This window comes from Paenibacillus sp. CCS19 (genome assembly GCF_033239625.1).
In the GTDB taxonomy this organism is placed as follows: Bacteria; Bacillota; Bacilli; order Paenibacillales; family Paenibacillaceae; genus Paenibacillus_T.
The window spans coordinates 71704-94682 of sequence record NZ_BTCK01000024.1; the positions used below are offsets into that span (position 1 = coordinate 71704).

20 protein-coding genes, 1 pseudogene and 2 riboswitches are annotated in these 22979 nt (G+C 52.2%); of the genes and pseudogenes, 13 read left to right on the top strand and 8 right to left on the bottom strand.

Annotation, left to right across the window (positions count from 1 at the left end; translation table 11 throughout):
* Positions 1-58 precede the first annotated feature (58 nt).
* The 3 genes from SBI19_RS17145 to SBI19_RS17155 all read right to left on the bottom strand — a co-directional run bounded on the left by SBI19_RS17145 (position 59) and on the right by SBI19_RS17155 (position 3240).
* A complete protein-coding gene (locus tag SBI19_RS17145) occupies positions 59-889 on the bottom strand; it encodes a carbohydrate ABC transporter permease (protein ID WP_317970335.1) in 831 nt (276 codons plus the stop codon).
* Positions 889-1770 carry a carbohydrate ABC transporter permease gene (locus SBI19_RS17150; RefSeq protein ID WP_317970337.1) on the bottom strand — a complete coding sequence of 294 codons (882 nt, stop codon included), beginning with the start codon at positions 1768-1770 and terminating at the stop codon, positions 889-891. The genes SBI19_RS17145 and SBI19_RS17150 overlap by 1 nt, the downstream gene beginning before the upstream one ends.
* Positions 1771-1872: 102 nt before the next feature.
* Positions 1873-3240: an ABC transporter substrate-binding protein gene (locus SBI19_RS17155; protein WP_317970339.1), complete on the bottom strand. Its 1368-nt coding sequence runs from the start codon at positions 3238-3240 to the stop codon at positions 1873-1875.
* Between the two features lie 389 nt (positions 3241-3629).
* On the opposite strand from SBI19_RS17155, the gene SBI19_RS17160 reads away from it, so the two are divergent.
* On the top strand, positions 3630-5165 hold the full coding sequence (locus tag SBI19_RS17160) for an alpha-L-rhamnosidase-related protein (RefSeq protein WP_317970340.1): 1536 nt from the start codon (positions 3630-3632) through the stop codon (positions 5163-5165).
* Between the two features lie 149 nt (positions 5166-5314).
* On the opposite strand, the gene SBI19_RS17165 is transcribed toward SBI19_RS17160, so the two are convergent.
* The gene (locus SBI19_RS17165; protein ID WP_483312305.1) at positions 5315-6160 is read right to left on the bottom strand and encodes a helix-turn-helix domain-containing protein; all 846 of its coding nucleotides are present in this window, start codon (positions 6158-6160) and stop codon (positions 5315-5317) included.
* A 109-nt stretch (positions 6161-6269) separates the two neighbouring features.
* On the opposite strand from SBI19_RS17165, the gene SBI19_RS17170 reads away from it, so the two are divergent.
* Positions 6270-7127 carry a sugar phosphate isomerase/epimerase family protein gene (locus tag SBI19_RS17170; RefSeq protein ID WP_317970342.1) on the top strand — a complete coding sequence of 286 codons (858 nt, stop codon included), beginning with the start codon at positions 6270-6272 and terminating at the stop codon, positions 7125-7127.
* A gap of 17 nt (positions 7128-7144) precedes the next feature.
* Complete coding sequence (locus tag SBI19_RS17175) at positions 7145-8305, top strand: Gfo/Idh/MocA family protein (protein ID WP_317970344.1); 1161 nt, start codon at positions 7145-7147, stop codon at positions 8303-8305.
* A 283-nt stretch (positions 8306-8588) separates the two neighbouring features.
* Here SBI19_RS17175 and SBI19_RS17180 read toward each other — a convergent pair whose 3' ends face one another.
* Positions 8589-9428, bottom strand: a complete 840-nt coding sequence (locus tag SBI19_RS17180) for an SDR family NAD(P)-dependent oxidoreductase (protein WP_317970346.1) — start codon at positions 9426-9428, stop codon at positions 8589-8591.
* A gap of 162 nt (positions 9429-9590) precedes the next feature.
* Between SBI19_RS17180 and SBI19_RS17185 the strand changes: the two genes are divergently transcribed.
* Together SBI19_RS17185 and SBI19_RS17190 are read left to right on the top strand one after the other, a co-directional pair.
* Positions 9591-10499: a LysR family transcriptional regulator gene (locus tag SBI19_RS17185; RefSeq protein WP_317970348.1), complete on the top strand. Its 909-nt coding sequence runs from the start codon at positions 9591-9593 to the stop codon at positions 10497-10499.
* A gap of 115 nt (positions 10500-10614) precedes the next feature.
* Positions 10615-10995: a VOC family protein gene (locus SBI19_RS17190; protein ID WP_317970350.1), complete on the top strand. Its 381-nt coding sequence runs from the start codon at positions 10615-10617 to the stop codon at positions 10993-10995.
* An 86-nt stretch (positions 10996-11081) separates the two neighbouring features.
* Here the strand turns inward: SBI19_RS17190 and SBI19_RS17195 are convergent, their stop codons facing one another.
* On the bottom strand, positions 11082-11561 hold the full coding sequence (locus SBI19_RS17195; RefSeq protein WP_317970352.1) for an MEKHLA domain-containing protein: 480 nt from the start codon (positions 11559-11561) through the stop codon (positions 11082-11084).
* Positions 11562-11715: 154 nt separating this feature from the next.
* Positions 11716-11859: riboswitch (cyclic di-AMP (ydaO/yuaA leader) on the top strand.
* Positions 11860-12004: 145 nt separating this feature from the next.
* Between SBI19_RS17195 and SBI19_RS17200 the strand changes: the two genes are divergently transcribed.
* On the top strand, positions 12005-13156 hold the full coding sequence (locus SBI19_RS17200) for a KamA family radical SAM protein (protein WP_317970354.1): 1152 nt from the start codon (positions 12005-12007) through the stop codon (positions 13154-13156).
* A 120-nt stretch (positions 13157-13276) separates the two neighbouring features.
* Here SBI19_RS17200 and SBI19_RS17205 read toward each other — a convergent pair whose 3' ends face one another.
* Positions 13277-14173 carry a LysR family transcriptional regulator gene (locus SBI19_RS17205; protein WP_317970356.1) on the bottom strand — a complete coding sequence of 299 codons (897 nt, stop codon included), beginning with the start codon at positions 14171-14173 and terminating at the stop codon, positions 13277-13279.
* A gap of 197 nt (positions 14174-14370) precedes the next feature.
* Here SBI19_RS17205 and SBI19_RS17210 point away from each other — a divergent pair.
* The 3 genes and pseudogenes from SBI19_RS17210 to SBI19_RS17220 all read left to right on the top strand — a co-directional run.
* Positions 14371-14643 (top strand): annotated as a pseudogene (locus SBI19_RS17210) (tautomerase family protein); the annotation flags it as partial.
* Positions 14644-14781: 138 nt separating this feature from the next.
* Entirely contained in the window at positions 14782-15111 is a 330-nt protein-coding gene (locus tag SBI19_RS17215) for a carboxymuconolactone decarboxylase family protein (RefSeq protein WP_317970374.1), read from the top strand.
* A 254-nt stretch (positions 15112-15365) separates the two neighbouring features.
* Complete coding sequence (locus SBI19_RS17220) at positions 15366-17024, top strand: rhamnogalacturonan lyase B N-terminal domain-containing protein (RefSeq protein ID WP_317970358.1); 1659 nt, start codon at positions 15366-15368, stop codon at positions 17022-17024.
* A gap of 712 nt (positions 17025-17736) precedes the next feature.
* Here SBI19_RS17220 and SBI19_RS17225 read toward each other — a convergent pair.
* A complete protein-coding gene (locus SBI19_RS17225) occupies positions 17737-18306 on the bottom strand; it encodes a class I SAM-dependent methyltransferase (protein ID WP_317970360.1) in 570 nt (189 codons plus the stop codon).
* Between the two features lie 227 nt (positions 18307-18533).
* Here SBI19_RS17225 and SBI19_RS17230 point away from each other — a divergent pair, with 227 nt between their 5' ends.
* From SBI19_RS17230 to SBI19_RS17245, 4 genes are all read left to right on the top strand, one after another.
* On the top strand, positions 18534-18932 hold the full coding sequence (locus tag SBI19_RS17230; RefSeq protein ID WP_317970362.1) for a FixH family protein: 399 nt from the start codon (positions 18534-18536) through the stop codon (positions 18930-18932).
* A 182-nt stretch (positions 18933-19114) separates the two neighbouring features.
* A riboswitch (cyclic di-AMP (ydaO/yuaA leader) is annotated at positions 19115-19271 on the top strand.
* A 94-nt stretch (positions 19272-19365) separates the two neighbouring features.
* Positions 19366-21192, top strand: coding sequence for an APC family permease (locus SBI19_RS17235; RefSeq protein ID WP_317970364.1), 1827 nt, complete (start codon positions 19366-19368; stop codon positions 21190-21192).
* A 278-nt stretch (positions 21193-21470) separates the two neighbouring features.
* A complete protein-coding gene (locus tag SBI19_RS17240; RefSeq protein WP_317970366.1) occupies positions 21471-21821 on the top strand; it encodes a PadR family transcriptional regulator in 351 nt (116 codons plus the stop codon).
* A gap of 3 nt (positions 21822-21824) precedes the next feature.
* Positions 21825-22400, top strand: a complete 576-nt coding sequence (locus tag SBI19_RS17245; protein WP_317970368.1) for a DUF2812 domain-containing protein — start codon at positions 21825-21827, stop codon at positions 22398-22400.
* The last annotated feature ends 579 nt before the right edge of the window (positions 22401-22979 follow it).

Below are 22979 nucleotides of genomic sequence, written 5' to 3' on the forward strand. Positions count from 1 at the left end.
AAATCCTTCCCACTATGTCCTAACACAAACGACTAGAGTGGGAACTATTATTGTATTCTTAGCCCTTCACCGCACCAGCTGTCATGCCGGCCACGATCCGCTTATTGAAGAAGATGAACAGAATAAGCGGCGGAATCGAGATGAGCATAATGTCTGCGAACAGCAGGTTCCACGACGTGTTGTACATGCTCGTGAAATTGTACAGCGTAAGCTGAATCGTTGCGTTCTTCGCGCCTGGGAAGAAGTAGAGCGGATTAACGAAGTCGTTATAGATACCGACGGACGACAAAACAACAACGGTAGACGTAACCGGCATAAGCAGCGGGAAGATGATCTGGAAGAACATCCGCAGGCTGCCGCAGCCGTCGACGACAGCGGCCTCGTCGATCTCCCTCGGAATCGTCGCCATGAAGCTGCGGAACAACATAACGGCGAAGGAGATGCCTAGCGCGACCTCGACGAGCACGATGCCGGTCATTGTTTTGAACAAGTGAATCGAATCCAGCACCCAGATCGTTGGTACTATCGCCGGCGGAATCATCAAACCTGCCATGACGAGGAATTGAATGACGCCGGACCAGCGGTCGTTGCGTCGCTGCAGTACATAACCTGTCATTGCGCTTACGAGTATGAGAACGACGATGGATAGCAGCGTAATCAGCGTACTGTTAATGAACGAGCGAATGACCATATGATCCTGTGCCGTAAGCACTTCCTTGTAGTTCGACCATTGGAAGGAGGTTGGCCAGCTCAAGTCCAGCAGTGCCGCATCCGTCTTGCTCTTCAGCGAGTTAACAATGACGAAGAAGAAGGGGACCCAGAAAATAACGACCGATAATATGACGGCAAGCGTCTCGAGAATGGTTCGTTTCGCGCCTTTCAGTCTCATTACAGATCCACCTCTCTCTTCGATAGCAGCTTAAGCAGCGGGAATGCCAGCAGCGATACGCCGATGAACAGAATGACGTTGCCTGCCGTAGAGAGGCCGTAGAAGCCGCCTTGATATTGCTTGTAAATAATCGAAGCGATCAAGTCCGTGCTGAAGCCCGGTCCGCCTTTGGTCATCGCCCAGACAAGGTCGAACGAACGAAGGCCGCCGATGAAGGACAGAATGATGACGGAGTTCATTGCCGGCGCAACCAGCGGATTCGTAATATGCCAGAACCGATCCCAAGCGTTGCCGCCGTCGATCTGAAGCGCCTCGTAATAGTCTTCGGGAATGGACATAATGCCCGCGATAAAAATAACGGTAGCCATGCCGACGCCTTTCCACACATCAACGAAAGCGACGGACAGAAGTGCGATGCTTGTGTCGCCGAGCCAATCAGGGCCCGCAATACCAGCGAGAGCCAAGCTTTTATTAATTAAGCCTTGCGATGGGTGCATCATGCTGCTGAATGCAATGCCAACCGCAATCGTAGATAGCAAAGTTGGGAAGAACACGACAGAGCGCAAGTAACCTTTAATTCGGAGGCCGGAGGTGAGCGCGACCCCAAGCATCAAGCCAAGAACAACTTTGAGACCGCAAGTCACTACGGCGTAAATCAACGTGTTGCGGAAGCCGATATTAAGCGACGACTCAGAGAAGAACGTCTTATAGTTTTCGAACCCGATGAAGTCCCATTCCACCAGATCCCATCTCGTCATACTGAAGAAGAAGGACATAATCGTCGGCAGCAGGAACAATACGAAATAAATAATGCCCGCGGGCAGCAGAAACTTATACGTATACAAACGTTTGGAAGCTTTTGTTAGGGAAGCCTTCTGCATGATGAATCTCTCCCATCCTACTTTCTATAAAAGAAGCCCTGTCCTGCCTTTGATGGAGCAGGGCAGGGCTTGTTTGGTCTTACACAGCTGGCTATGCGGAGCTTACCAGCCTTGAATGCCTAATTGCTTCGCTTGTTTCTCAACGTCCTTGTCATACGCCTTCGCGTTGTCTTCAGCCGACTTCATGCCGGAGCCGACTTCAACCGTCAGCTGCGGCAGGTTCGGTCCCTTCAGCGGGGACAAGAACTCGAGCGCCGGTGCATTGTTCCCGTTATCGAAGTAAGGCATCATCTCTTTCACGCCTGCGTAAGCATCGTCTGGCAGCGTTGCGCCTTTGATGACATAAGGGCCTTCCGGCTTCGCCTTCGTTGCTTGAAGCGCCATGCCTTCCGGCGATGCGAAGAAGTTGAGCCATTTCTTCGCTGCTTCTACGTTCTTGCCGTCTTTGTAGATCGAGATTGCGGCAGGCATCCATACCGTCAGAGCTGTTTTGTCCGCGCTGTCAGCAGGCTGAGCGAATACGCCGATGTTGTCGATCGCGTCAGGGTATGTCGCGAAGATGTTGGACAATGCGAACGTCAGCATCGGATATTGAGCGCCTGTGCCGTCAACGAGCATCTTCAGCGCTTGGTCGTACGTCGTCGAGAGGTAATCCTTGTTCATGTAAGGCGTCATTTCGCTGAGCTTCTGGAAGCTGCGCAGCGCTGCCGGCGTGTCCGCGAATTTGGCCTTATTGTTCGTAAAATCTTCCGCGAACGTAGGTGCATCCGCTTGCACGTTCGCGTAGTCAGCGAGCACGATCAGCTGGGACGTCCAGCTGTCCTTGTAGGAGCCGATGACCGCTGTTTTGCCTGCTGCCTTGATCTTCTCGTTGTTCGCCTTCAGCTCATCCCACGTCTTCGGTACGGACAAGCCGAGGTCCGCGTACACCTTCTTGTTGTAGAGCCAAGCGCCTGCTTGGGAAGCGCCGCTTGGTGCTGCGTATACCTTGCCGTCTACGCTGACCGTTGGGAGGAAGGAATCCATTACATTTTGCATGAAAGGCTCATTCGTCAGATCGACGAAATACTTCTCCGGCTGCAAGGCCTTGAACAGCGAGCCGGAGTTATAGAAGCTAAGATCGTCCATCTCGCCGGTAGCGAGCTTCGTCTTCACGAGATTATCGCCCTCGCCGCTGCCAGGACGGAGATCGAACTCGGTCTTGATGTTGTAACGCTTCTCGATTTCATCGGCTACTGCCTTAATGCCTTCGGTCGACGTCTGGTTGTCGATCAGCAGCTTCAGCGTAACCGGTTCTGCATAACGTTCAGAATTCGAATCCGTGGATGCTGTCGTCGACGTATCTGTCGTCGCTGGCGTCTGGCTGGACTCTTTGCTGTCGTCGCTGCTGCTTCCGCAAGCGGATAATGCTGTCGTAATAAGAAGTGCGCCTGTCAGCGTAAGGATTGTTCTCTTTGTCGATTGAGCCATTGATTGAAACCCTCCTTGTGATGTTCGAGCGTAATCAAATCGTATGGAAAGCGTCTAGTCGTCTGGAATCGTCATTAAGTTCGTTTGTAGGGGGTCCGGAGCCCTGTGGACTTCAGTGTAAAGGCTTTCATAACAAACTGATAAGCGCCGCTTTTTTTGGGGATGTCTGATTTTTTTGGGCTGTTCAATAGCGGTGCGGGGTTTCCGCGGCCGATCCAAAATAATCGTACGTTCCATCCAAAGATAGCTGACGCCGCTTGACGGGGCATCCAAAAAAAGTGGATATACACCTGAAAAACGAGGCCTTGTGCGCACAAGTGAAAACGCATACAGTCAAAAAAGAAGCAAAGAAAGAGGATAGAACAGGCCTATAGGAAGGGGATTTCAACATGTTAATCGATCCACAGCTGGTCCAGAAGGCGGAAGGTTTAATTCCTGAGTTGATGACATCGCCTGTCGAGCCGAAGGCGGTTATTGAAATAGCAGCAGACGAGAACGCGTTTCAAGGTTGGCGGGTAGATCAAGCGGAGGAGCAGAACTGGAAGGAGAAAGCGCTGGGCAAAGGCGATAGCTTCGTGCTGGACTTCGAAGATCATATGGTAGGTTATTTGAGCTTAGTTGTGAAGCCGGTCGGCAGTCCGCCGGATGCGCCGCTCAAGCTGAAGCTGACCTTCGGCGAGATGCCATGTGAAATCGCCGAACCGTTCGAGAGCTATCAGGGATGGCTCAGCAGCTCGTGGCTGCAGGAGGAGACGATCTTCGTCGACGTGCTGCCTGCGGAGCTTAAGCTGCCAAGACGCTATACATTCCGATTCCTAAAGGTAGAGGTGCTGGATACGTCGGTGAAGTATAAGGTATCGTTCCAGGATATTGCGTGCACGACTGTTACTTCCGGCGATGTGAGCAAGGTGAAGCCGCTCCCAAGTGAAGTGTCCGAGGAATTGGCTCTCATGGATCGAATCGCGATCAAGACGCTGAGGGATTGCATGCAGACGGTGTTCGAGGACGGTCCGAAGCGTGATCGCCGATTGTGGATCGGGGACCTGCGGCTGCAGGCGCAGGCTAACTATCTGACGTTCAACAACTATGACCTCGTGCGCCGCTGCTTGTACTTGTTTGCCGGTATGCGTCTGCCTGATGGTGCGGTAGGCGCGTGCGTCTTCGAGAAGCCGCATGCCCATGTCGATGACACCCGTCTTTACGACTACGCCATTTTCTTCGTATCCTGCTTGTATGATTACTATGAAGCTTCGCACGATCGAGATACGCTGCTGGAGCTCTGGCCGATTGCGATGCAGCAGATCGAGATTGGCGTGCAGCGGTTGAATGAGCAGGGGATTGTAGCGGACGACGAGACATGGTGGAGCTTCATCGACTGGCATTCGGACTTGAACAAACAAGCGCCGACGCAAGGTGTACTCATCTACTGTCTGAGACAAGGACTGGAGCTGGCGCGTGTCGTTGGCGAAGCGGAGCAGTACATTGAGGGGCAGATCGAGCGGACGGTCAACGGGGCGATCGAGCAGCTGTGGGACGAGCAGCAAGGCTTCTTCGTGAGCGGTTCGGATAAGCAGATCTCGTGGGCATCGCAAGTATGGATGGTGCTGGCGGGGGTGCTTCCTGCGGAGCAGAACGCCGCACTGCTGGATCGGCTGTTCGAGGCGCCGCCTGCGATCGGCATGACGACGCCTTATATGTACCATCATCTGATCGAGGCGCTGTTCTCCGCGGGTAAGCAGGAGAATGCCGTCGAGCAGATGAAGGCGTACTGGGGCGAGATGATCAAGGACGGAGCGGACACGTTCTGGGAACTGTATAACCCGGAGGACAAGAAGCTGTCGCCTTACGGCAGCAACCTGATCAACAGCTACTGCCACGCATGGAGCTGCACGCCGACTTATTTCATAAGGAAGTATTTGATCTAGTGGGGACGCGTACGTTCCATGGCACCGGCCGAACTTACGGCACGTAGGTGCATAAATGCACCTATGTACACTTAGTGTTAAATACAAGGAGCCGCCTCTACGTCATCGACATGACGGTTGAGGCGGCTCCTTTTTTGCACATATGCCACTTACTCCGACTTCCCATCCCTCGGTGATTTTCCCGTCAGCTTGCGGTACGAGCGGTAGAAGTTCGAGTAGCTGTTGAAGCCGGCCAGGAAACACGCCTTGGTCATCGGATAGCCCTGGCGCATGAACTCGTCCGCTTTATGAACACGTTTGTACGTAATGTATTGGTTGATGGAGAACCCCGTCGCTTCTCGAAAAATACGGCACAGATGGTACTTGGTCACGTAGAAGCGATGCGACAGCTCGTCCAGTGCGAGCGGCTGATCCAGATGATCATTAATATAAGCGATGACGTCATGAATCTTCGTCGTCTGCGGTGTGGGCGCGGTCAGCTCGATCCCGTTCTCGGCAAGGCTGTTCATCGTGTGGAGCATCTGAACGATGACGCATTTGGCGACGAATTCGTTCTCCGCACTTGGCTGCTTCAGCAAGTCCATCAGCTTGTGCATCAGATCGAGCAGGCCGCTGCTGCGGACTTGATCGGCTGGAATCTGATTGTTCTGTCCGAGCTTGCGGTATTTGATCGAACGGAACAGGTCTACGCCGCTAAGCAGTATGGGAGGCATAATGCTCTCGTTGAAGCTGAGGACGATACGTTCGTAGGGCAGATTCTCGTCGATGTTGAGCGCATGCAGCTCGTTATGATTCATCATCAGAATGGAGTAGGGTTCCAGGTCATAAAGGCTGCCCTCGATCGTGAAGCTCCCTGCACCGCTGACGAACATATAGATCTCATAGCCCTGCTCATAATGCAGGAAGAAGTGCTGCAGATTCGGCCGCTCGTCTCTCGTATGATGCAGCCGGAACGACTGATCCTTCGCATGATAATGGAAACCCAACTGGATCATCTCCTTGTTCCAAACATACAGCAAGATATGCAAACTAACAAGCACAATAGGCAAGGAATATGGACAATATTAATGTTACATTGAGGATGATTCCTACCAAACATAGGCGGTGTTGGATTTGTCCCAATTTATTCTATCGGGCTTCGCAGATGAGATTGATGCAGATTTCGGAACGCAGTTGAATGGACTTCAAGAGCTGGGGATTGGTCACATCGAAATACGTGGTGTGAATGGCAGCAATATCTCCACGTTGTCGGCAGCGCAGATTGCAGAGGTGAAACGCCAGCTGGAGTCATCCGGCATCCGAGTTTCTTCGATCGGTTCACCCGTTGGCAAAATACAAATCACAGACGACTTCAACCCGCACCTTGATATGTTCAAGCGGATTATGGACACGGCGCATACGCTTCATAGTCCTTACATCAGAGTGTTCAGCTTCTATATCCCTGAAGGTCAGGATGCGGCTCAGTATCGGAATGAAGTCATCGATCGAATGGGTGCCATCGTGGAAACGGCGAAGGGCAGCGGCGTTATGCTCGTTCATGAGAACGAGAAGCATATCTACGGCGACACAGCGGAGCGCTGTCTCGACCTGATGACGACGCTGAAGGCGGATCACTGGGCGAGCGCGTTCGATCCCGCCAACTTTATTCAATGCGATGTTGAAGTATTCCCGAAGGCTTTCGAACTGTTGAAGCCTTATATCAAATATGTACACATCAAGGACGCGCAGGCGGATGGTCAAGTGGTGCCAGCTGGCTATGGGACGGGTAGAGTAGAGGACGTTCTTCGCACTTTGAAGGCGGATGGCTATGAAGGCTTCCTGTCGCTGGAGCCGCATCTGGGCAGCTTCAAAGGTCTCGCTCAGCTCGAGCATACCGATTGGGTTGACTCGCTGGAGCAGGGCGGTCTGCATACATTCCGCGTTGCGCACCGCGCATTGCAAGCGATTTTGAATCGAATTTAAGGGAGGCTTAACGCGAGATGGAACAAGTGAGAATGGGGATTATCGGTCTGGGCAATATGGGTTCGGCGCATGCAGTGAATATTTTTGACGGCAAAATTCCAGGCATGGTGCTTGGCGCGGTATGCGATGTGGTCGAGGCACGCAGAACGTGGGCTAGTGAGAAGCTAACTGGCGTCGCGGTTTTCGATAGCGTGGACGCGATGTATAAGAGCGGTCTGATCGATGCGGTTCTTATCGCGGGCCTCCATTATGATCATCCATCGCAGGCGATTGACGCATTCGCGCACGGGCTGCATGTGCTGGTGGAGAAGCCGGCGGGCGTCTACACGAAGCAGGTGCTGGAGATGAACGAAGCGGCAGCGAAGTCGGATAAGATCTTCGGCATCATGTACAATCAGCGCACGAATCCGGTCTACCAGAAAGTTCGCGAGCTTGTACAGAGCGGAGAGCTGGGCGCTATTAAGCGAGTGGTCTGGGTCGTCACCGACTGGTATCGTCCGCAGGCGTATCATGACTCGGGCTCTTGGCGTTCGACGTGGAAAGGCGAGGGCGGCGGTACGCTCATCAACCAGAACCCGCACAACCTCGACCTGCTGCAGTGGATTCTCGGCATGCCGACGCGCATCCGTTCGTTCTGCAGCTTCGGCAAGTATTACAACATTGAGGTGGAGGACGACGTAACCGCTTACCTCGAATACGCGAACGGCGCGACTGGCGTCTACATCACGTCGACCGGCGAAGCGCCGGGTACGAATCGTCTCGAGATCTCGGGCGATATGGGCAAGCTGACCGTTGAGCACAATAAGCTGACGTTCCTGCGCAACCGCATCTCGGAGCGGGAGCATAACCGCGTGAATACGCAGCTGTTCGCCAAGCCGGAGAGCTGGCAGTGCGATATTCCGGTGTCGTCCAGCGGCGGAGAGCAGCATAATGGGATTTTGAAAAATTTCACGCAATCCGTGTTGAACGGTACGCCGCTGCTCGCACCAGGTGAAGAAGGCATCAACGGGTTATTGATTTCAAACGCCATTCATTACTCGTCCTGGATTGACGGCTGGGCCGATCTGGACCAGTTCAACCATGACCATTTCTACGAGCTGCTGCAGGAGCGCATCAACGCTTCGACGGTGGATAAGCAGGTAGTGTCGAAGGTCGCCGACCTGGCGGGCTCGCACTAGGATTTAGTGAGGAAGGACTGCTGAGGGCTTCCTTGTAAGGACAATAACTTTATCTTATTAGTGGCCGCATATATCATGCGGCCTTTTTCGTTTTGAGATTAACGTTCGCAACTATTTCATTTCAATTTCGAGCTACAGGAATATTCGAAGCTGAGATTTGCTAACAGGCAGAAGAGTTGAATGGAAGTCTACGTATAGGCTCAGTTGGAAGCATTGCAAAAAGCAGGGGACAGACTGCCTTGGCAGCTGCCCCCTGTTTCTTGACCTTCTGCTAAGTCCCAATCTAACGGCGGCTTATCGGCGTTCCTTGCGCTCCGTTCGAAACAGCTTCCCATGTCTCCCAAGTGGCTAGACGATCAGCATAGACTCCGCGCACCAAAGGCAAGACCCCTGCGCCGACCGCAAATCGCAGAGGTGGGTCCTCGGCGTCTATGATTTGAAGAATCGCTTCGGCCGTCGCATTCGGATCGCCTCGTTCTTCTGTCGATAAACGAACGGACACCCGATTTCGAAGTTCAGTGTATACTTCCAATCCCTGTGATGTTTTCATGGACAGGGGGCTTCCAAAATCTGTTGCAAAGGCGCCCGGCTCGAGCAACGTAACCTTAATGCCGAAGTCTTTGACTTCTTGAGCGAGGCTATCGTGCAGTGCTTCTACTGCCCATTTGGAAGCGCAGTAGAAGCCGATGAGCGGTGCCGCAACAATCCCCATGGCGCTTGAAACGCCGAGAATGTGCCCGCTGCCCTGTAGTCGAAGCAGAGGCAGGGCAGCTTGGATGACACGAAGCGTACCAAAGTAATTGGCGTCAAATAGTTCGCGGACGTCGGATTCGTCAGCCTCCTCAGTCGTGCCAACCAGTGTGTAACCGGCATTGTTCAGGACAACGTCCAGTCTGCCGAAATGCGCATGAGCCTGTTGAACAACATGCTCGACCTGCCGGGGATCTGTTACATCGAGCTTTAAGGGGAGAACAGCGTCTCCAAAACGTTCCTTAAGTTCAGCGATGCTTTCCGGTGTGCGAGCGGTCGCGGCAACCTTATCCCCGCGAGAAAGAGCGGCCTCCGCCCAAATGCGCCCTAATCCGCGAGAGGCTCCTGTAATGAACCAGACTTTGTTTTCCATCGTATCCTCCTCCAATACAGTTCCTGTGTGTCGTTTTTTTAAAGCCTCTGTTGTCTCTTTCGTTCTTCTCTAATGTTACGGCTTAGCAGCTTGATACGGAATTTCAAATAAGTTAGCATGGTATTAACTAATGGTTTATGCAAAAGGAGGGGGCCTTCCTGAATGATTGAGCAACTGAAGACGTTTGTTCAAGTGACGGAGTCCGGAAGCTTCTCTAAGGCAGCCGAAAAGCTTTTTATTTCATCAACCGCTGTGATGAAGCAAATGAATTTATTGGAAAAGCAAACCGGAGTCCCGCTTTTTATTCGTACCAACCACGGTGTCAGGCTCACAAAGGCAGGAACAGCTTTTATTAAAGATGCGGAATTTATGCTGCAGTATTTTCAAGAATCCCTTGTCCGCATTCATCAGTCCGCACAGGTGAACCGGCATATTATTCGGGTGGGTACTTCTATGCTTAACCCCTGTAACATTTTGATTGATTTGTGGAATGGAATTAGCGATCTATACCCTCAATTCGGAATAAACATCGTTCATTTCGAAGATGACGCACATACACTCCCAACCACTTACCGCATGATTGGCCAAGCGCTCGATATCATTGCGGGGCCATTTCTTACAGATAACTTGAAGGATTACTACCGTGTGCTTGAACTGGGGAGTTACCGCGTTTGCTTTGCCGTGTCTCGGCAGCATAGGCTGGCTTCAAGAAAAACACTTTGTGTCAAAGATTTGTATGGGGAAAGATTGGCTGTAGTGAATGGAGGGAATAGTGCCGTCATTCATGACATACGTGATTTCCTGAAAATGACACATCCTCAAATACAAATAAAGGATGTTCCGCGTCTCTATGATCTTGATGTGTTTAATCGCTGCGAGGAAAGCAATACGGTTATGTTAACATTGGAGGCGTGGGCAGATATTCATCCATCCTTGGTGACGATCCCTAGTGATTTAGATTTCGCAGTTCCATATGGTTTAATATATCCATTACATCCATCCAAGGAAGTTGGTCAATTCTTAGAAATCATAAAAGAAATGCAAGGTAATGTTTTACCTAAGGTGGAGTAATGTCGAGGCGCATTGTGTAAACGGGTAACGATAGTTGAACAACGTCATGAACGTAGCCGACAATAAGTCTTCGGTCGTTTAACCCGACACTAACTTAGTAAACGGAGAAAAGCTTATGATAAAAAATTTAGACCATCTTGTCCTAACAGTAGAAAGTATTGAAAAGACCATTCGATTCTATACAACCGTTCTTGGAATGAAAGAAGAGACCTTTGGAAATGGTCGTAAAGCTTTGTTGTTCGGGAATCAAAAAATAAATCTGCATGAAGCCGGAAATGAATTTGAACCTAAAGCTCGATCTCCTTTGCCTGGCTCTGCTGATTTATGCTTTATAACAGAATTAAGTATGGAAGACGTAATAAAACGATTACGTAATGAAGGTATAATCATTGAAGAGGGTCCAGTAAATCGTACAGGGGCACTTGGGCCGATAGTATCTGTATATGTTCGTGATCCGGATGACAATCTGATTGAACTGTCGCAGTATCTTAGTTAAAGGTAACAGAGCCACTGGGTAAAAAAGAGGCTGTCTCCAGCGGCATTGTATCCATGCTGCTGGGACAGCTTCTTCGTTCATCTCATCTACTCGATATAGCCATATGTTGCAAAAGCTGCCGCCTGTCCGCGGTAAACACCTTGCTCGTCGATCAGATTCCAGACGATGCCGCGTTCGATTGCGATGCGCCGTCCGGAGGACGAGATGCGGATGCCATTGAAGTCGTCATCGAAGCCTTGCTCGGCGACCTTTTTCAGGAATTGATCGCGTTCAGCGCGCACCATCGGTTCCGCCGTCAACCGCGACGGGATCGATGTGAAGTCCGCCCAATCGCGCTCCCACAGCGACTGTGCAGCCGAATTGCCGTAGTTCAGCACAGGGTCTTCCTCGGTGCCGTGCGACAGTACGACGATCGGTGCGTCATACAGCTTGTCCCGGACCGACTCGCCTTCGCCGACCTCGACGAGCGCTCGGCCGAGCAGCCGCCGGAAGCTCTCCGTAATCAAGCGTGCGTGTGCTTCCGTCGTGCCGATTCCTTGTATCGTTTCCCAATTCGTCATCATCATTTGTCCTCTCCCTCGCAAGCCTCTAGGGGTCATTGTAGCATATCCAATATTGAAGTTTCTCCCTTTCTCGACGCAAGGTTCTCCACTGGTTCAAGCGCTAGATAATTCTCGATGCTACCTCCTATTAATTGACAAATGAACCGACCGTCCTTATAATCTAACTGTGCTTAATTTTCAACGGTTTCGTGTTGAAAAGCGGGGGAACCAAGTCATTTGGGGCGAATCGTTCGAAGTTCGAATGTAGGGTACCATCTTACCCGAGTCCGTCAGCTAACCTCGTCAGCGGTAGATGGGTCTTCCTATGTCTATTTCTACTATCCTGAGACCCTTTGTACGCGAAGGGTCTTTTTGTGCGCACTTATAGACCCTGCTGGCGGTAACTGTAAGCTTCCTGACATGAAGGCTCCCCGATTATCCCATTCTGAGGCGAAGGAGAGAGGTACATGCAGAAAGTCAGGTACATCACGAATCTGAGTAAGGTCGAAGGGTTGTCGGAGCATGAACGCCAAGTTTTGAAACCGATTACAGACAAGTTCGTTTTTCGCGTCAATGATTATTACTTGAATTTGATTGACTGGGATGACCCGCATGATCCGATTCGTAAGCTCGTAATACCGAATGAAGGGGAACTAGAGGAGTATGGGCGCTGGGATGCGTCGGATGAGGATACGAACTACGTCGTGCCAGGCTGTCAGCACAAGTATTCCACGACGGCGCTGCTCATCGTATCGGAGGTATGCGGCTCGTACTGCCGGTACTGCTTCCGCAAGCGGCTGTTCCGCAATGATGTGAAGGAGGCGATGTCGGATGTGTCGCCGGGTATCCAGTATATCGCGCAAACGCCGAGCATTAACAACGTGCTGCTGACTGGCGGGGACAGCTTGATTCTCGCAACGGCGAAGCTGCGGCTTATTATCGAGCAGCTGCGGGAGATCGAGCATGTGAAGATTATTCGGCTTGGATCGAAGATCCCGGTGTTTAATCCGATGCGGATCTATGAGGATCAAGAGCTGCTCGATCTGATTCGGGAGTTTTCCACGGAAGAGCGTCGAATCTATGTCATGGCGCATATTAACCACCCGCGTGAGATTACGCCGGAAGCGAAGAAGGCCTTCAAGGCACTTCATGATGCAGGTGCGATTGTCGTCAATCAGACGCCGGTGCTGCGCGGTATTAATGACGATCCAGGCGTGCTTGCCGAGCTGCTCGACCAGCTGTCTTGGGCGGGGGTGACCCCATACTATTTCTTCATCAACCGTCCGGTTGCAGGCAACAGCGAGTTCGTCCTGCCGCTCGAGCGCGTTTACCGCATCGTCGAAGAGGCGAAGGCGAGAACGTCCGGTCTTGGCAAAAGAGTACGGCTCTCCATGAGCCACACGTCCGGCAAAATCGAAATTCTTGCGATCGATAAGGGCAAAGCGTATTTGAAATATCACCAATCCCGCGACAATCACTATGGCAAGTTCATGATGCTGGACTGTCCGGCTGATGCAGCCTGGTTCGACGATCTTCCGGGCAATGAGCAGCATTGGAAGCGGCCGAGCAAGAAGAACAGCCATATCGTGTCGGTGAATGAGATGGTGGAGCAGGTCTAAATCAAAGATAGACGTTCTGACGATTCAACGAGGGGAGCCTCGTGGGAACGTCAGGACGTTTTTTTGTTAATGAAAATGTCCTGCTGCCGCGTTACACCATCTCGCATATCGGCTGCTCTTTTATTGACGAAGTGCCTTCACAGCCTCAATCTCCTCTCGAACTAGCCGTTGCAATAACTGCTTGGAGGAGGAGGGAGGGCCGCTATGCTTGCGGGTCTGCAGTAAGCCGACTGCGATTGGAGGCAGCTCCATTCGGACAGGAAGAGGGGCAGTTTCAGCAATGAGCGAAGTGGACGATAATACGACACCGATTGCGGACGTGCCCTTTACCATATGCGGAATCGACGAAATCTGGCTCACCGTATGCGTTACGGTCGGCGTTTCCTTATAGCGGGCGAGATGCTTGTTGAACTGAAGCGCGTACAGACAGGTGCTCCCGCCTGCGATGAGCGGATAGTCGAATATGTCCTCGAAAACAACCTCGCTTCTTCCGCACAACGGGTGGGCACGATCTGCAATCAGGACCGTCCTCTCCTCATACAATGGTTCAAAATAATACTGCGACGAGTCGCCCGGCTCTCCGCAGACGGCGAAATCCAGCTTGTCCTCGCGTAGAGATTCTGTCAAGGTGTCGCTATTGCCTGTGATGATCTGCCATGCCATTCGCGGCTTTGCTTGTTGGAATCGCCGCAGGGCGTTCGGCAGCACAGTCTCCATCACAGCCTCGATTGCGCCGATGCGAATCGTACCGATCTCCTCCTGCTCCAGCGACCTGACAAGCCCGGCGACCTCGTGCCAATGCTGAATGAGCCGATCGACTTCATCGGCGAACAGCCGCCCGGCGGCTGTCAACTGAGCGTCCCAGCCACGCGTGAACAGCTGAATGCCAAGCTCTTTCTCGAGCCGTTGAATTTGATTCGTAATCGTCGACTGGGCGTAGTTCAGCTTCTCCGCTGCACGCGAGAACGTGCCTTCCTGTACGATTGTCTGGAACGTGGTCAGTTCTTTTAAGTCCATATATGTGCCGCTCCTTAATCGATATTATCGATGAAGATGTGTAGTTTATTCAATTATATAGAACGAGGGATAAGGCGTACAATGGAACCATATTCGAAAAATTCAAGAGAGGATGATCCGATATGCCATTCATTCGTGTAAGTTACATGGAGCAGCAGTATGGGGGCGACCAACTGGCTGTCATTCGCGATACGATCATGGGCGCGCTTGTCCAGCATTTTAACGTCCCGGAGGACGACCTATTCCAAGTATTCCATGCGCATAAGCGTGAGGAGTTCTTCTACGATAAGCAGTACTTAGGTGTCGAGCGCAGCGACGGGCTGATCTACATTCAGATCACGTGCAAGTCTGGAAGGACAGTTGAGCAGAAGAAAGATCTCTATGGAATGCTCGCGAAACAGCTCTCGGCAGCCGTGCCGATGCGGGAGGAAGATGTGTTCGTAGTGGTCTCGGAGACGGAGTTCGAGGATTGGTCGTTCGGACGAGGGGAAGCGCAGATGCTACAGATAGCGGCGCGGGGTAAGACGGAGCAGTCAGACGGGACGGTGCCAACTGTACAGACAGCACAATCAGCGCAGACTGACCGGATGACTCAGACAACAGCTCGCATGGAGCCGCAAGCCAATCGCGCAATCACATCCACTGTTAGGGAAACGTACGGCGATACAGCCCCAGCGTTCGTGCGATATTCGGAGGACGTGTTGTTCGGCGATGTGTGGCGGAGAGGAGAGCTGTCGCTGCGAGACCGCAGTCTCATTACCGTGGCGGCGCTCATGTCTAACGGCATGACGGAGCAGCTGCCGTATCATCTGCGATTGGCGTTCGACAATGGGTTGACCGTCGAGGAGCTGACGGAGACAATCACGCACTTGGCTTTCTATGCTGGCTGGCCGCGCGCAGCCTCAGCGCTCAAAGTGGTTAAGGAAGTACTAGAATAATATCAGGCAGGAAGAAGCAGAGCTTAGGGCATTAGGCTCTGCTTTTTGGTTCGGTATAGCACGTGCAAAGGGCCTAATGGTCCAATGACCTTTACATTTCTATTATGGTATTATATGGATGTTAACGATTGGAGGTGAGAGGGGCCGAATTCACTGTTGGTTGGAGAGCAAGACTAGTTTCTCTACAGCATGATGGGTTGGTGCGAATGTATTTGTAAGCGATTTCAATTTTGATGGAGAAGGATGTGTAATTAATGAATTTGATTGTTGGCAGTCAGTCTGGCTTTGAACAACAACGTTGGTTATCGGGAAAGCGTCTATTTATGCTCCTGTTATCGCTTGTAACGGCGCTGGTTTGCTTCGTTCCCAGCCCATCCGCATTCGCAGCAACCGTGTATGTAACGGATAACGGGTCTACCGTTGTGGTCGATACAGGAGCGGGTCTGGTGTATACGATTAACAAAAGCAACGGCGATATGACCTCAGCGAAGATGAACGGAACCGAGCTGATCGGATCGAAGCCTTCGCATATCGCTTCGGGATTAGGCAGTGCCACGGTCACGTGGAGCAAATCGCCTTCTGGCTCGACCGTGAACATCACGGTGGCGACGAGCACGCTGACGCATTACTATGCTTCGCGCGGGGGCGAGAACATCATCTACATGGCGACCTATGTGACGGCCGAGCCGTCGGTAGGCGAGCTGCGCTATATTTTCCGCGGCAAAGGCAGTGTGCTGACGAATGTGCCAACGCCTTCAAAGAACCTTAATAACACAGGGGCGATCGAGAGCTCAGACGTATTCGGCTACTCGAATGGCTACACTTCTTCGAAGTATTACGGCAACAGCCAAGCGAAGGATCTGAGCATCGCAGGCGTGACGGGCAACGGCGTCGGCGTCTTCATGGCGTACGGCAATCGCGAGTCGAGCTCGGGCGGCCCGTTCTTCCGTGACATTCAGTTCCAGTCGGGCGGCGACACCGAGGTGTACAACTACATGAACTCCGGTCATGCGCAGACGGAAGCGTTCCGTATGGGACTGCACGGTCCATATGCGCTAGTGTTCACGACGGGTTCGACGCCTAGCGTACCGGATTTCAGCTGGATGTCGGGACTTAATCTGCAAGGCTGGGTATCCTCGCGCGGCAATGTCGTCCTGAACGGTCTCTCCGGCATGCAGTCGGGCTACACATACACCATCGGCTATTCGAACAGCACTGCGCAGTATTGGAGTACGGCATCCTCGTCAGGTTCGGCAAGCACATATGGCCTGAAGCCGGGCACGTATAAGATGACGGTGTACAAGGGCGAGCTTGGTGTCTATTCGGAAAATGTGACCGTCAACGCAGGCAGCACCACGACGCTCAATACGCGGACGATCAACAATGACCCTAGCACGACCTCGACGATCTGGCGCATCGGCAGCTGGGACGGCACGCCGCTCGAGCTGCTGAACGGTCAGACGATCGCTGTTCGCCATCCGTCTGACAGCCGCAATTCGAGCTGGGGACCGGTAACCTATGCGGTCGGCAGCGCGACGAACAAATTCCCGGCCGTTCAATTCCGGGGACAGAACTCGCCGACAACCGTAACATTCTCGCTGAATGCTACGCAGGCGGCCGCTGCCCATACGCTGAAAATCGGCATCACATCGGCGTATAACAACGGACGCCCAAGCGTTACGATCAACGGTCACGCGCTCACGAATCCTAGCGCCTCCTCGCAGCCGGACTCGCGGAGCGTGACGATCGGGACATACCGCGGCAATAATACAACGTTCTCGTGGAGCATCCCTGCATCTTACTTCGTAAACGGTACGAACACGTTAAGCATTACGCCGATCAGCGGTTCGAGCGACCTTGGCCCATGGCTGAGCGCAGGCTGGGCTTACGATTGCGTGGAGCTGGGCAGCTAGGCATCTGAAGAAACCAGAGAAGGAATAGAATTGGGAAGGAAATTACGGAACAGTCGAGCAGGGTTGCTCGACTGTTTTTTGTGTTGTGGAGACGATTGGCGCTTGCCAACATGGGGATAACGCTGGAGGTACGGTAATAGCTGTGGTTTACCCACACCTAAATGTGAGCAAACGCGGTTCAGCGTGCGCTAAGTGCGACATATCCCCACTTAGTACACATCTACTATGGTGATATCGTATGTAGAACGAGAGTAAGCGTGGTTTGCCCACACCTATATGTACACGAACGCTGCTCAGCGTGCGCTAAGTGTGACATATCCCCACATAGCACACATCTGCCGTGGTGATATCGTAAGTAGAGTGAGAATAAGTGTGGTTTGCCCACACCTATATGTACACGAACGCTGCTCAGCGTGCGCTAAGCGTGGCCTATCCCCACTTAGCACACACCTGCCGAGGTGATATTGTATGTAGACCCAGACTAAGTGTGGTTTACCCACACCTATATGAACACGAACGCTGCTCAGCGTGCGCTAAGCGTGGCCAATCCCCACTTAGCACACACCTGCCGTGGTGATATCGTATATAGAGCGAGGATAAGCGTGGTTTACACGCACCTCAATGCTCGAAAGTACTGCCCAGAGAGATAAGTGTGTGTTTACCTCGCTAACTTCCTCTCCATTGAGATAGTTTCCCCCTCATATGTCGATCTTCAGCGATCATCCGGCTTCCTCGCATCCACAATAAGCGAGACGAAGCCAAGCTTGCCCTCTTGATTGCGGTGGTCATAACGAAGAGAACGGTAGATGAAGCCCTTCTCGGCATCCCACTCCTCGTAATGGAATTGACCATCCTCATCGCAATACTCGAGCAGACGCACCTCGAATCCAGCGGCTTCGAACATGGCGGTCAGCGTCCGATAGTTATGAACGATGCGGTGGCTGGCGGCAGGATGGTCGGCAGGGCCAGGTCCGCCGATTTGCACGATCCGCTGGTAATTCTCATCTGCAAAATACCCGTCCGGCACGGCGCAGCGCACATAACCGCCTGGCTTCAAATATTCGAAGCAGACACGCGCTGCCTGAACGCCTTCTTCGAAGTTGAGATGCTCCCAAACATGTTCGGCTAGTATAGCCGACAGGGAAGCAGACCGGAACTTAGCAGCCCAATCGTCACGCCGCAGCAGATCTAGCTCGGATTGCTGCGTCAGCAGCCAATCCGGATTGTTATTCGAAGCTCCTGCGCCGATTACGACGCGAATGGGTTCAGATGAGGGTGGCATGTGGCGGCGACCTCCTTATTTTTGACAATAGTATAGAAGATGCCATGGTGTACACTGAATGGTCTAATGTGACGAGCGTATGCCATTATGTTACTTCAGGAAGGTGACTTCGCGCACATTGTGACCCTAGTCACGGAATGGTCAAATTTGACGATCTCGTTACTTTCCAACTAGCTGTACCGATCTGGGGGTATAATGTTGGTGCATAGCAATAGGAGGAAGGACGGATGGCAATGAAATCGACAAGATGGCTGACGATTGCAGTTATATTGGTACTCGTATGGGGCTTGGCAGGATGCGGAGCGGCAGCGCAGGAAGGGGAAGTCGATCCGAAGGATGTGACGGTCGAGTTCGCGAGCGATCCGGCGGTAGTGAAGGCCAATGAGGCGGTCAAGCTGATCGTACAGACGACGGGACTGAGCGCTGATATAACGCCAGATATTCAGGTCGACATTCGCAAGCCGGATAACAAAGGACTGCCTGAATATGTGAAGACGACCGAGGCAGGGGATGGTCAGTATGTAACGAATTATACGTTTGAAGCGCCGGGAACCTATACGATCTATCTTCATGTGATGCAAGGCGAACTTCATATCACGAAGAAGAAAAAACTCGATGTGCAATAACTGTACGGTCGACTGAATTGTGTGACAATATGCGCAAGCACGAGATAATGACAGCTCTAGCTTAAATAATCGACAAGACACACCATAGCAAGCGTTTACATTCTTGCAGCTACAATCATTCTTATCTTTTTTGCCCCAAAACGCGATTTTACAGCAATAGGTGATGGCGTTATGATTAGCGCATCACATATTCGCTGAATTTCTGAAAGGAAAACGGGGGAACCAACGGCGCTCATGCAGCATAATGGCGCCCGGGGTGAATCGGTGTTCACGCACCGTAGGGCGACTTCAACCGCCCGAATCCGACAGCTAACCTCGTAAGCGTTGTTGAGGGGGGACACGACTTCGGTTATTGATAACCGCAAGGAGAAGCCTTGCGGTTTTTTGCTGCGCAAAAATAGAGAAATGCAAGAAAGTCGTGGGGGGATTGCTCGTGATTGCAAGTCTAAAACGCGTCATAATCGGACGCCCGCTCAAGTCGACCGAGCTCGGCGAACAGCGGTTGAACAAAACGAAAGCTTTGGCTATCCTGTCATCGGACGCGTTGTCGTCGGTGGCTTATGGCCCTGAACAAATATTAATCGCACTCGTTGCGGTTAGTATGACCGCTTTCTGGTATTCGATTCCGATCGGCATCGGCGTTCTGGTGCTGTTGACCGCACTTATTTTATCGTATCGGCAAATTATATTCGCTTATCCGCATGGCGGCGGCGCTTATGTCGTCTCGAAGCAAAATCTCGGCAAATACCCAGGGCTGGTGGCGGGCGTATCGCTGCTGGTCGATTATATTCTGACTGTTGCGGTTAGTGTGTCGGCAGGTACAGATGCGATTACATCGGCGTTCCCGAGTTTGCACGAACACACCGTTCTAATAGCTATCATATTCGTTCTGCTCATCACGCTGCTCAATCTGCGCGGCGTAACGGAATCCGCGTCCATTCTGGCGTATCCGGTTTATCTGTTCGTGCTGGCGCTGTTCATTCTGATCGGGGCGGGCTTGTACAATATCGCAACGGGCGGCGTGGCGCCTGAGCTTCATGCGCCGATGGGCACGCATGTCGCGGGAATCAGCTTGTTCCTGCTGCTCAAGGCATTCGCATCCGGCAGCTCGGCGTTGACGGGCGTCGAGGCGATCTCGAACGCGATCCCGAACTTCAAGTCGCCGGAGCCGAACAATGCGGCGAAGACGTTGTCCGCAATGGGTGTGCTGCTGGCTGTGTTGTTTGCGGGTATCGTCTTCCTGGCTTACTACTACGGCATTTCGCCGAAGGCTGAAGTCACCGTCGTGTCGCAGATTGCGGAGGATACGTTCGGACGTCATTTCATGTACTTCTTCATCCAAGGCACAACGGCACTCATTCTGGTGCTTGCGGCGAATACGGGCTACTCGGCGTTCCCGCTGTTGGCGGTCAACCTTGCCAAAGATAAGTTCATTCCGCGCATGTTCACGGCTCGGGGCGACCGTCTTGGTTACTCCAACGGCATTATTAGCTTGGCCGTACTGTCGATCCTGCTGATCATCCTGTTCAAAGGGCAGACGGATCAATTGATTCCGCTCTATGCGGTTGGCGTATTCATTCCGTTCACGTTGTCGCAGACAGGGATGATGGTGAAGTGGATTCGCGAGAAGCCGAAAGGCTGGGTGACGAAGCTGACGATTAACGGCGTCGGCGCGCTGATCAGCTTTACGGTGTCGATTATTTTCTTCCTGACGAAGTTCTCGCATGTATGGCCGATTCTCATCTTCCTGCCGGTGCTTATCTTCGTTCTGCATCGCATCAACAAGCACTATGAAGCGATTGGCGAACAGCTGAGCCGCGCGACGAGCGAACCGGTCTTGCCGATTGAAGGCAATGTCATCATTCTTCCGGTATCGGGCATTACGCATGTCGTGGAGCAATCGCTCAAATATGCCAAATCGCTGGGGCCGGCACAGATCATTGCCGTCTATATCCCGTTCGAGCGGGATGAGGAAGCGATCTTCGAGCGCAAATGGGAGGACTTCATGCCGGATGTTCGACTCGTTACGCTGCATTCTCCATATCGGAGCATCGTTCAACCGCTGCTGAAGTTCGTTGATACGGTTGAGCGGAAGGCGAAGGAATCGAATCATCAGGTAACGGTCATCATTCCGCAGTTCATACCGAAGAAAGGCTGGCACAACATCCTGCACAACCAGACCAGCTTCTATCTGCGCACTCGGCTGCTGTACCACTCCAGCGTCGTCCTTACGACGGTGCCTTATCATTTGAAAAAGTAAGCTCTTGTTACGATCAACTAACCATACACAAGGCCATCCTTTATCGAAGGATGGCCTTGTTGCGTTTATCGTTGCCTTTCAATCAGATTGTCCAGGAAGAGTGGAGAAAGCCTGTTTGCCAACCTCATACATGGAACTCGTTGACATACAAGTTTGCTAATGATACTATATCGATGTACGATATATCGATAGTAGATATAACGTACGTCAATATATAGGTGAACGATCTACTATACGGTAGACCATTGCATTGAACGCTATGAATAAGAGGTGAGGGCATGAAGGATTCCGTGCAGGATTTGCTTCCGCTGACGGAGGCGTATTTTTATATACTGGTTACTTTGTATCGAGCGGACGCACACGGTTATGCCATGATGCAGGATGTTGAGCAGATGAGCGGCGGCCGCGTAAGGATCGGAGCGGGGACGTTGTATACGGCGCTTAGTACGCTGCAGAAGAAAGGACTTATTGATTTTTCCCAAGAGGCGGATAGTACCGATTCGAGGCGGAAGCTGTATGCCATAACAGATAAAGGCCGCGATGTATTAAAGGGTGAGATGGTTCGGTTGGAGGAGCTGCTGCACCATGCTAGGCTGGCAGTCGATCAGACGAATGAAGGAGGAGCATAACCAATGACGCTATCTTCTGCAGATCAATTTGTCACGAGAACCAGGTTGTCTTTCGTGTGGAACTACGAGAAGGATGAGGAGTGGCTGAACGACTTGTCCGCGCAAGGGCAGCATTTGGAGGAGCCGGGAACGTTCCGTTATTGCTTCAAGAAAGACGCCGCTGTCCGGTATGTGTATCGGTTGGACTACCAGCAGATCAAGGACCAGGACCAACTGGACGCTTACTATGCATTGTTCGAGGATATGGGATGGAAGCATGTAGGCTCCAATAAGGGCTGGCATTATTATCGCAAGCCGTATGTTGAAGGTGAAACATCCCCACAAATCTATACCGATCGCAGCTCGCTGACACAGATGTTGAGAAGGATTCAAATGATGCTGGTCTTGCTGGCAGCCGTCAACTTCCCGATTATGACTGTGAACATTATGAACGTGTGGAGCTGGTACGATAAATCGGTGACCGTTAGAGGTTTCATTAGCTCCGTTGTTGTGCTGCAAGCTCTGGTTGTTATTGTTCTCTTATATGGTTTTGTGCGTTTCCAGCGCAAAATACGCAAGATTGATGAGGGCTTGAGCTGACTGACAAAGTGACGGTGCAATGCGCTGAACGCAATAAGGTGCAGAAGTGCACCATATTCGAGCACTAGCGTTGCGTCGAGCGCCATAAAGTGCAAAAGTGCACCTTATGGGAGTGGGAAGGGGCGGGATAGGCGCAATATGGTGCAGAAGTGCACCATATTCGTGTGCGCATGTCGCGCCGGGCGCAATATGGTGCAGAAGTGCACCATATTTGTGTGCGCATGTCGCGCCGGGCGCAATATGGTGCAGAAGTGCACCATATTCGTGTGCGCATGTCGCGCCGGGCGCAATATGGTGCAGAAGTGCACCATATTCGTGTGGGCATGTCGCGCCGGGCGCAATATGGTGCAGAAGTGCACCATATGTGAGTGGAAATGGCGGGACAGACGCAATAAGGTGCAAAAGTGCACCATATTCGCGCAAACATGCCGCGCCGGGCGCCCGAAGGTGCAGAACTGCACCTACGCATAGCGCGAAGGCTGCTGTGAGCGCCCGAAGGTGCAGAAGTGCACCTATGCATAGCTCGAACGTCGCCGTGAGCGCCCGAAGGTGCAGAAGTGCACCTACGCATAGCGCGAA

Coding starts and splice junctions, on each gene's coding strand:
- SBI19_RS17145 (WP_317970335.1), bottom strand. CDS start 889: ATGAGACTGAAAGGCGCGAAACGAACCATTCTCGAGACGCTTGCCGTC.
- SBI19_RS17150 (WP_317970337.1), bottom strand. CDS start 1,770: ATGCAGAAGGCTTCCCTAACAAAAGCTTCCAAACGTTTGTATACGTAT.
- SBI19_RS17155 (WP_317970339.1), bottom strand. CDS start 3,240: ATGGCTCAATCGACAAAGAGAACAATCCTTACGCTGACAGGCGCACTT.
- SBI19_RS17160 (WP_317970340.1), top strand. CDS start 3,630: ATGTTAATCGATCCACAGCTGGTCCAGAAGGCGGAAGGTTTAATTCCT.
- SBI19_RS17165 (WP_483312305.1), bottom strand. CDS start 6,160: ATGATCCAGTTGGGTTTCCATTATCATGCGAAGGATCAGTCGTTCCGG.
- SBI19_RS17175 (WP_317970344.1), top strand. CDS start 7,145: ATGGAACAAGTGAGAATGGGGATTATCGGTCTGGGCAATATGGGTTCG.
- SBI19_RS17180 (WP_317970346.1), bottom strand. CDS start 9,428: ATGGAAAACAAAGTCTGGTTCATTACAGGAGCCTCTCGCGGATTAGGG.
- SBI19_RS17185 (WP_317970348.1), top strand. CDS start 9,591: ATGATTGAGCAACTGAAGACGTTTGTTCAAGTGACGGAGTCCGGAAGC.
- SBI19_RS17190 (WP_317970350.1), top strand. CDS start 10,615: ATGATAAAAAATTTAGACCATCTTGTCCTAACAGTAGAAAGTATTGAA.
- SBI19_RS17195 (WP_317970352.1), bottom strand. CDS start 11,561: ATGATGATGACGAATTGGGAAACGATACAAGGAATCGGCACGACGGAA.
- SBI19_RS17200 (WP_317970354.1), top strand. CDS start 12,005: ATGCAGAAAGTCAGGTACATCACGAATCTGAGTAAGGTCGAAGGGTTG.
- SBI19_RS17205 (WP_317970356.1), bottom strand. CDS start 14,173: ATGGACTTAAAAGAACTGACCACGTTCCAGACAATCGTACAGGAAGGC.
- SBI19_RS17215 (WP_317970374.1), top strand. CDS start 14,782: ATGGAGCCGCAAGCCAATCGCGCAATCACATCCACTGTTAGGGAAACG.
- SBI19_RS17220 (WP_317970358.1), top strand. CDS start 15,366: ATGAATTTGATTGTTGGCAGTCAGTCTGGCTTTGAACAACAACGTTGG.
- SBI19_RS17225 (WP_317970360.1), bottom strand. CDS start 18,306: ATGCCACCCTCATCTGAACCCATTCGCGTCGTAATCGGCGCAGGAGCT.
- SBI19_RS17230 (WP_317970362.1), top strand. CDS start 18,534: ATGGCAATGAAATCGACAAGATGGCTGACGATTGCAGTTATATTGGTA.
- SBI19_RS17240 (WP_317970366.1), top strand. CDS start 21,471: ATGAAGGATTCCGTGCAGGATTTGCTTCCGCTGACGGAGGCGTATTTT.
- SBI19_RS17245 (WP_317970368.1), top strand. CDS start 21,825: ATGACGCTATCTTCTGCAGATCAATTTGTCACGAGAACCAGGTTGTCT.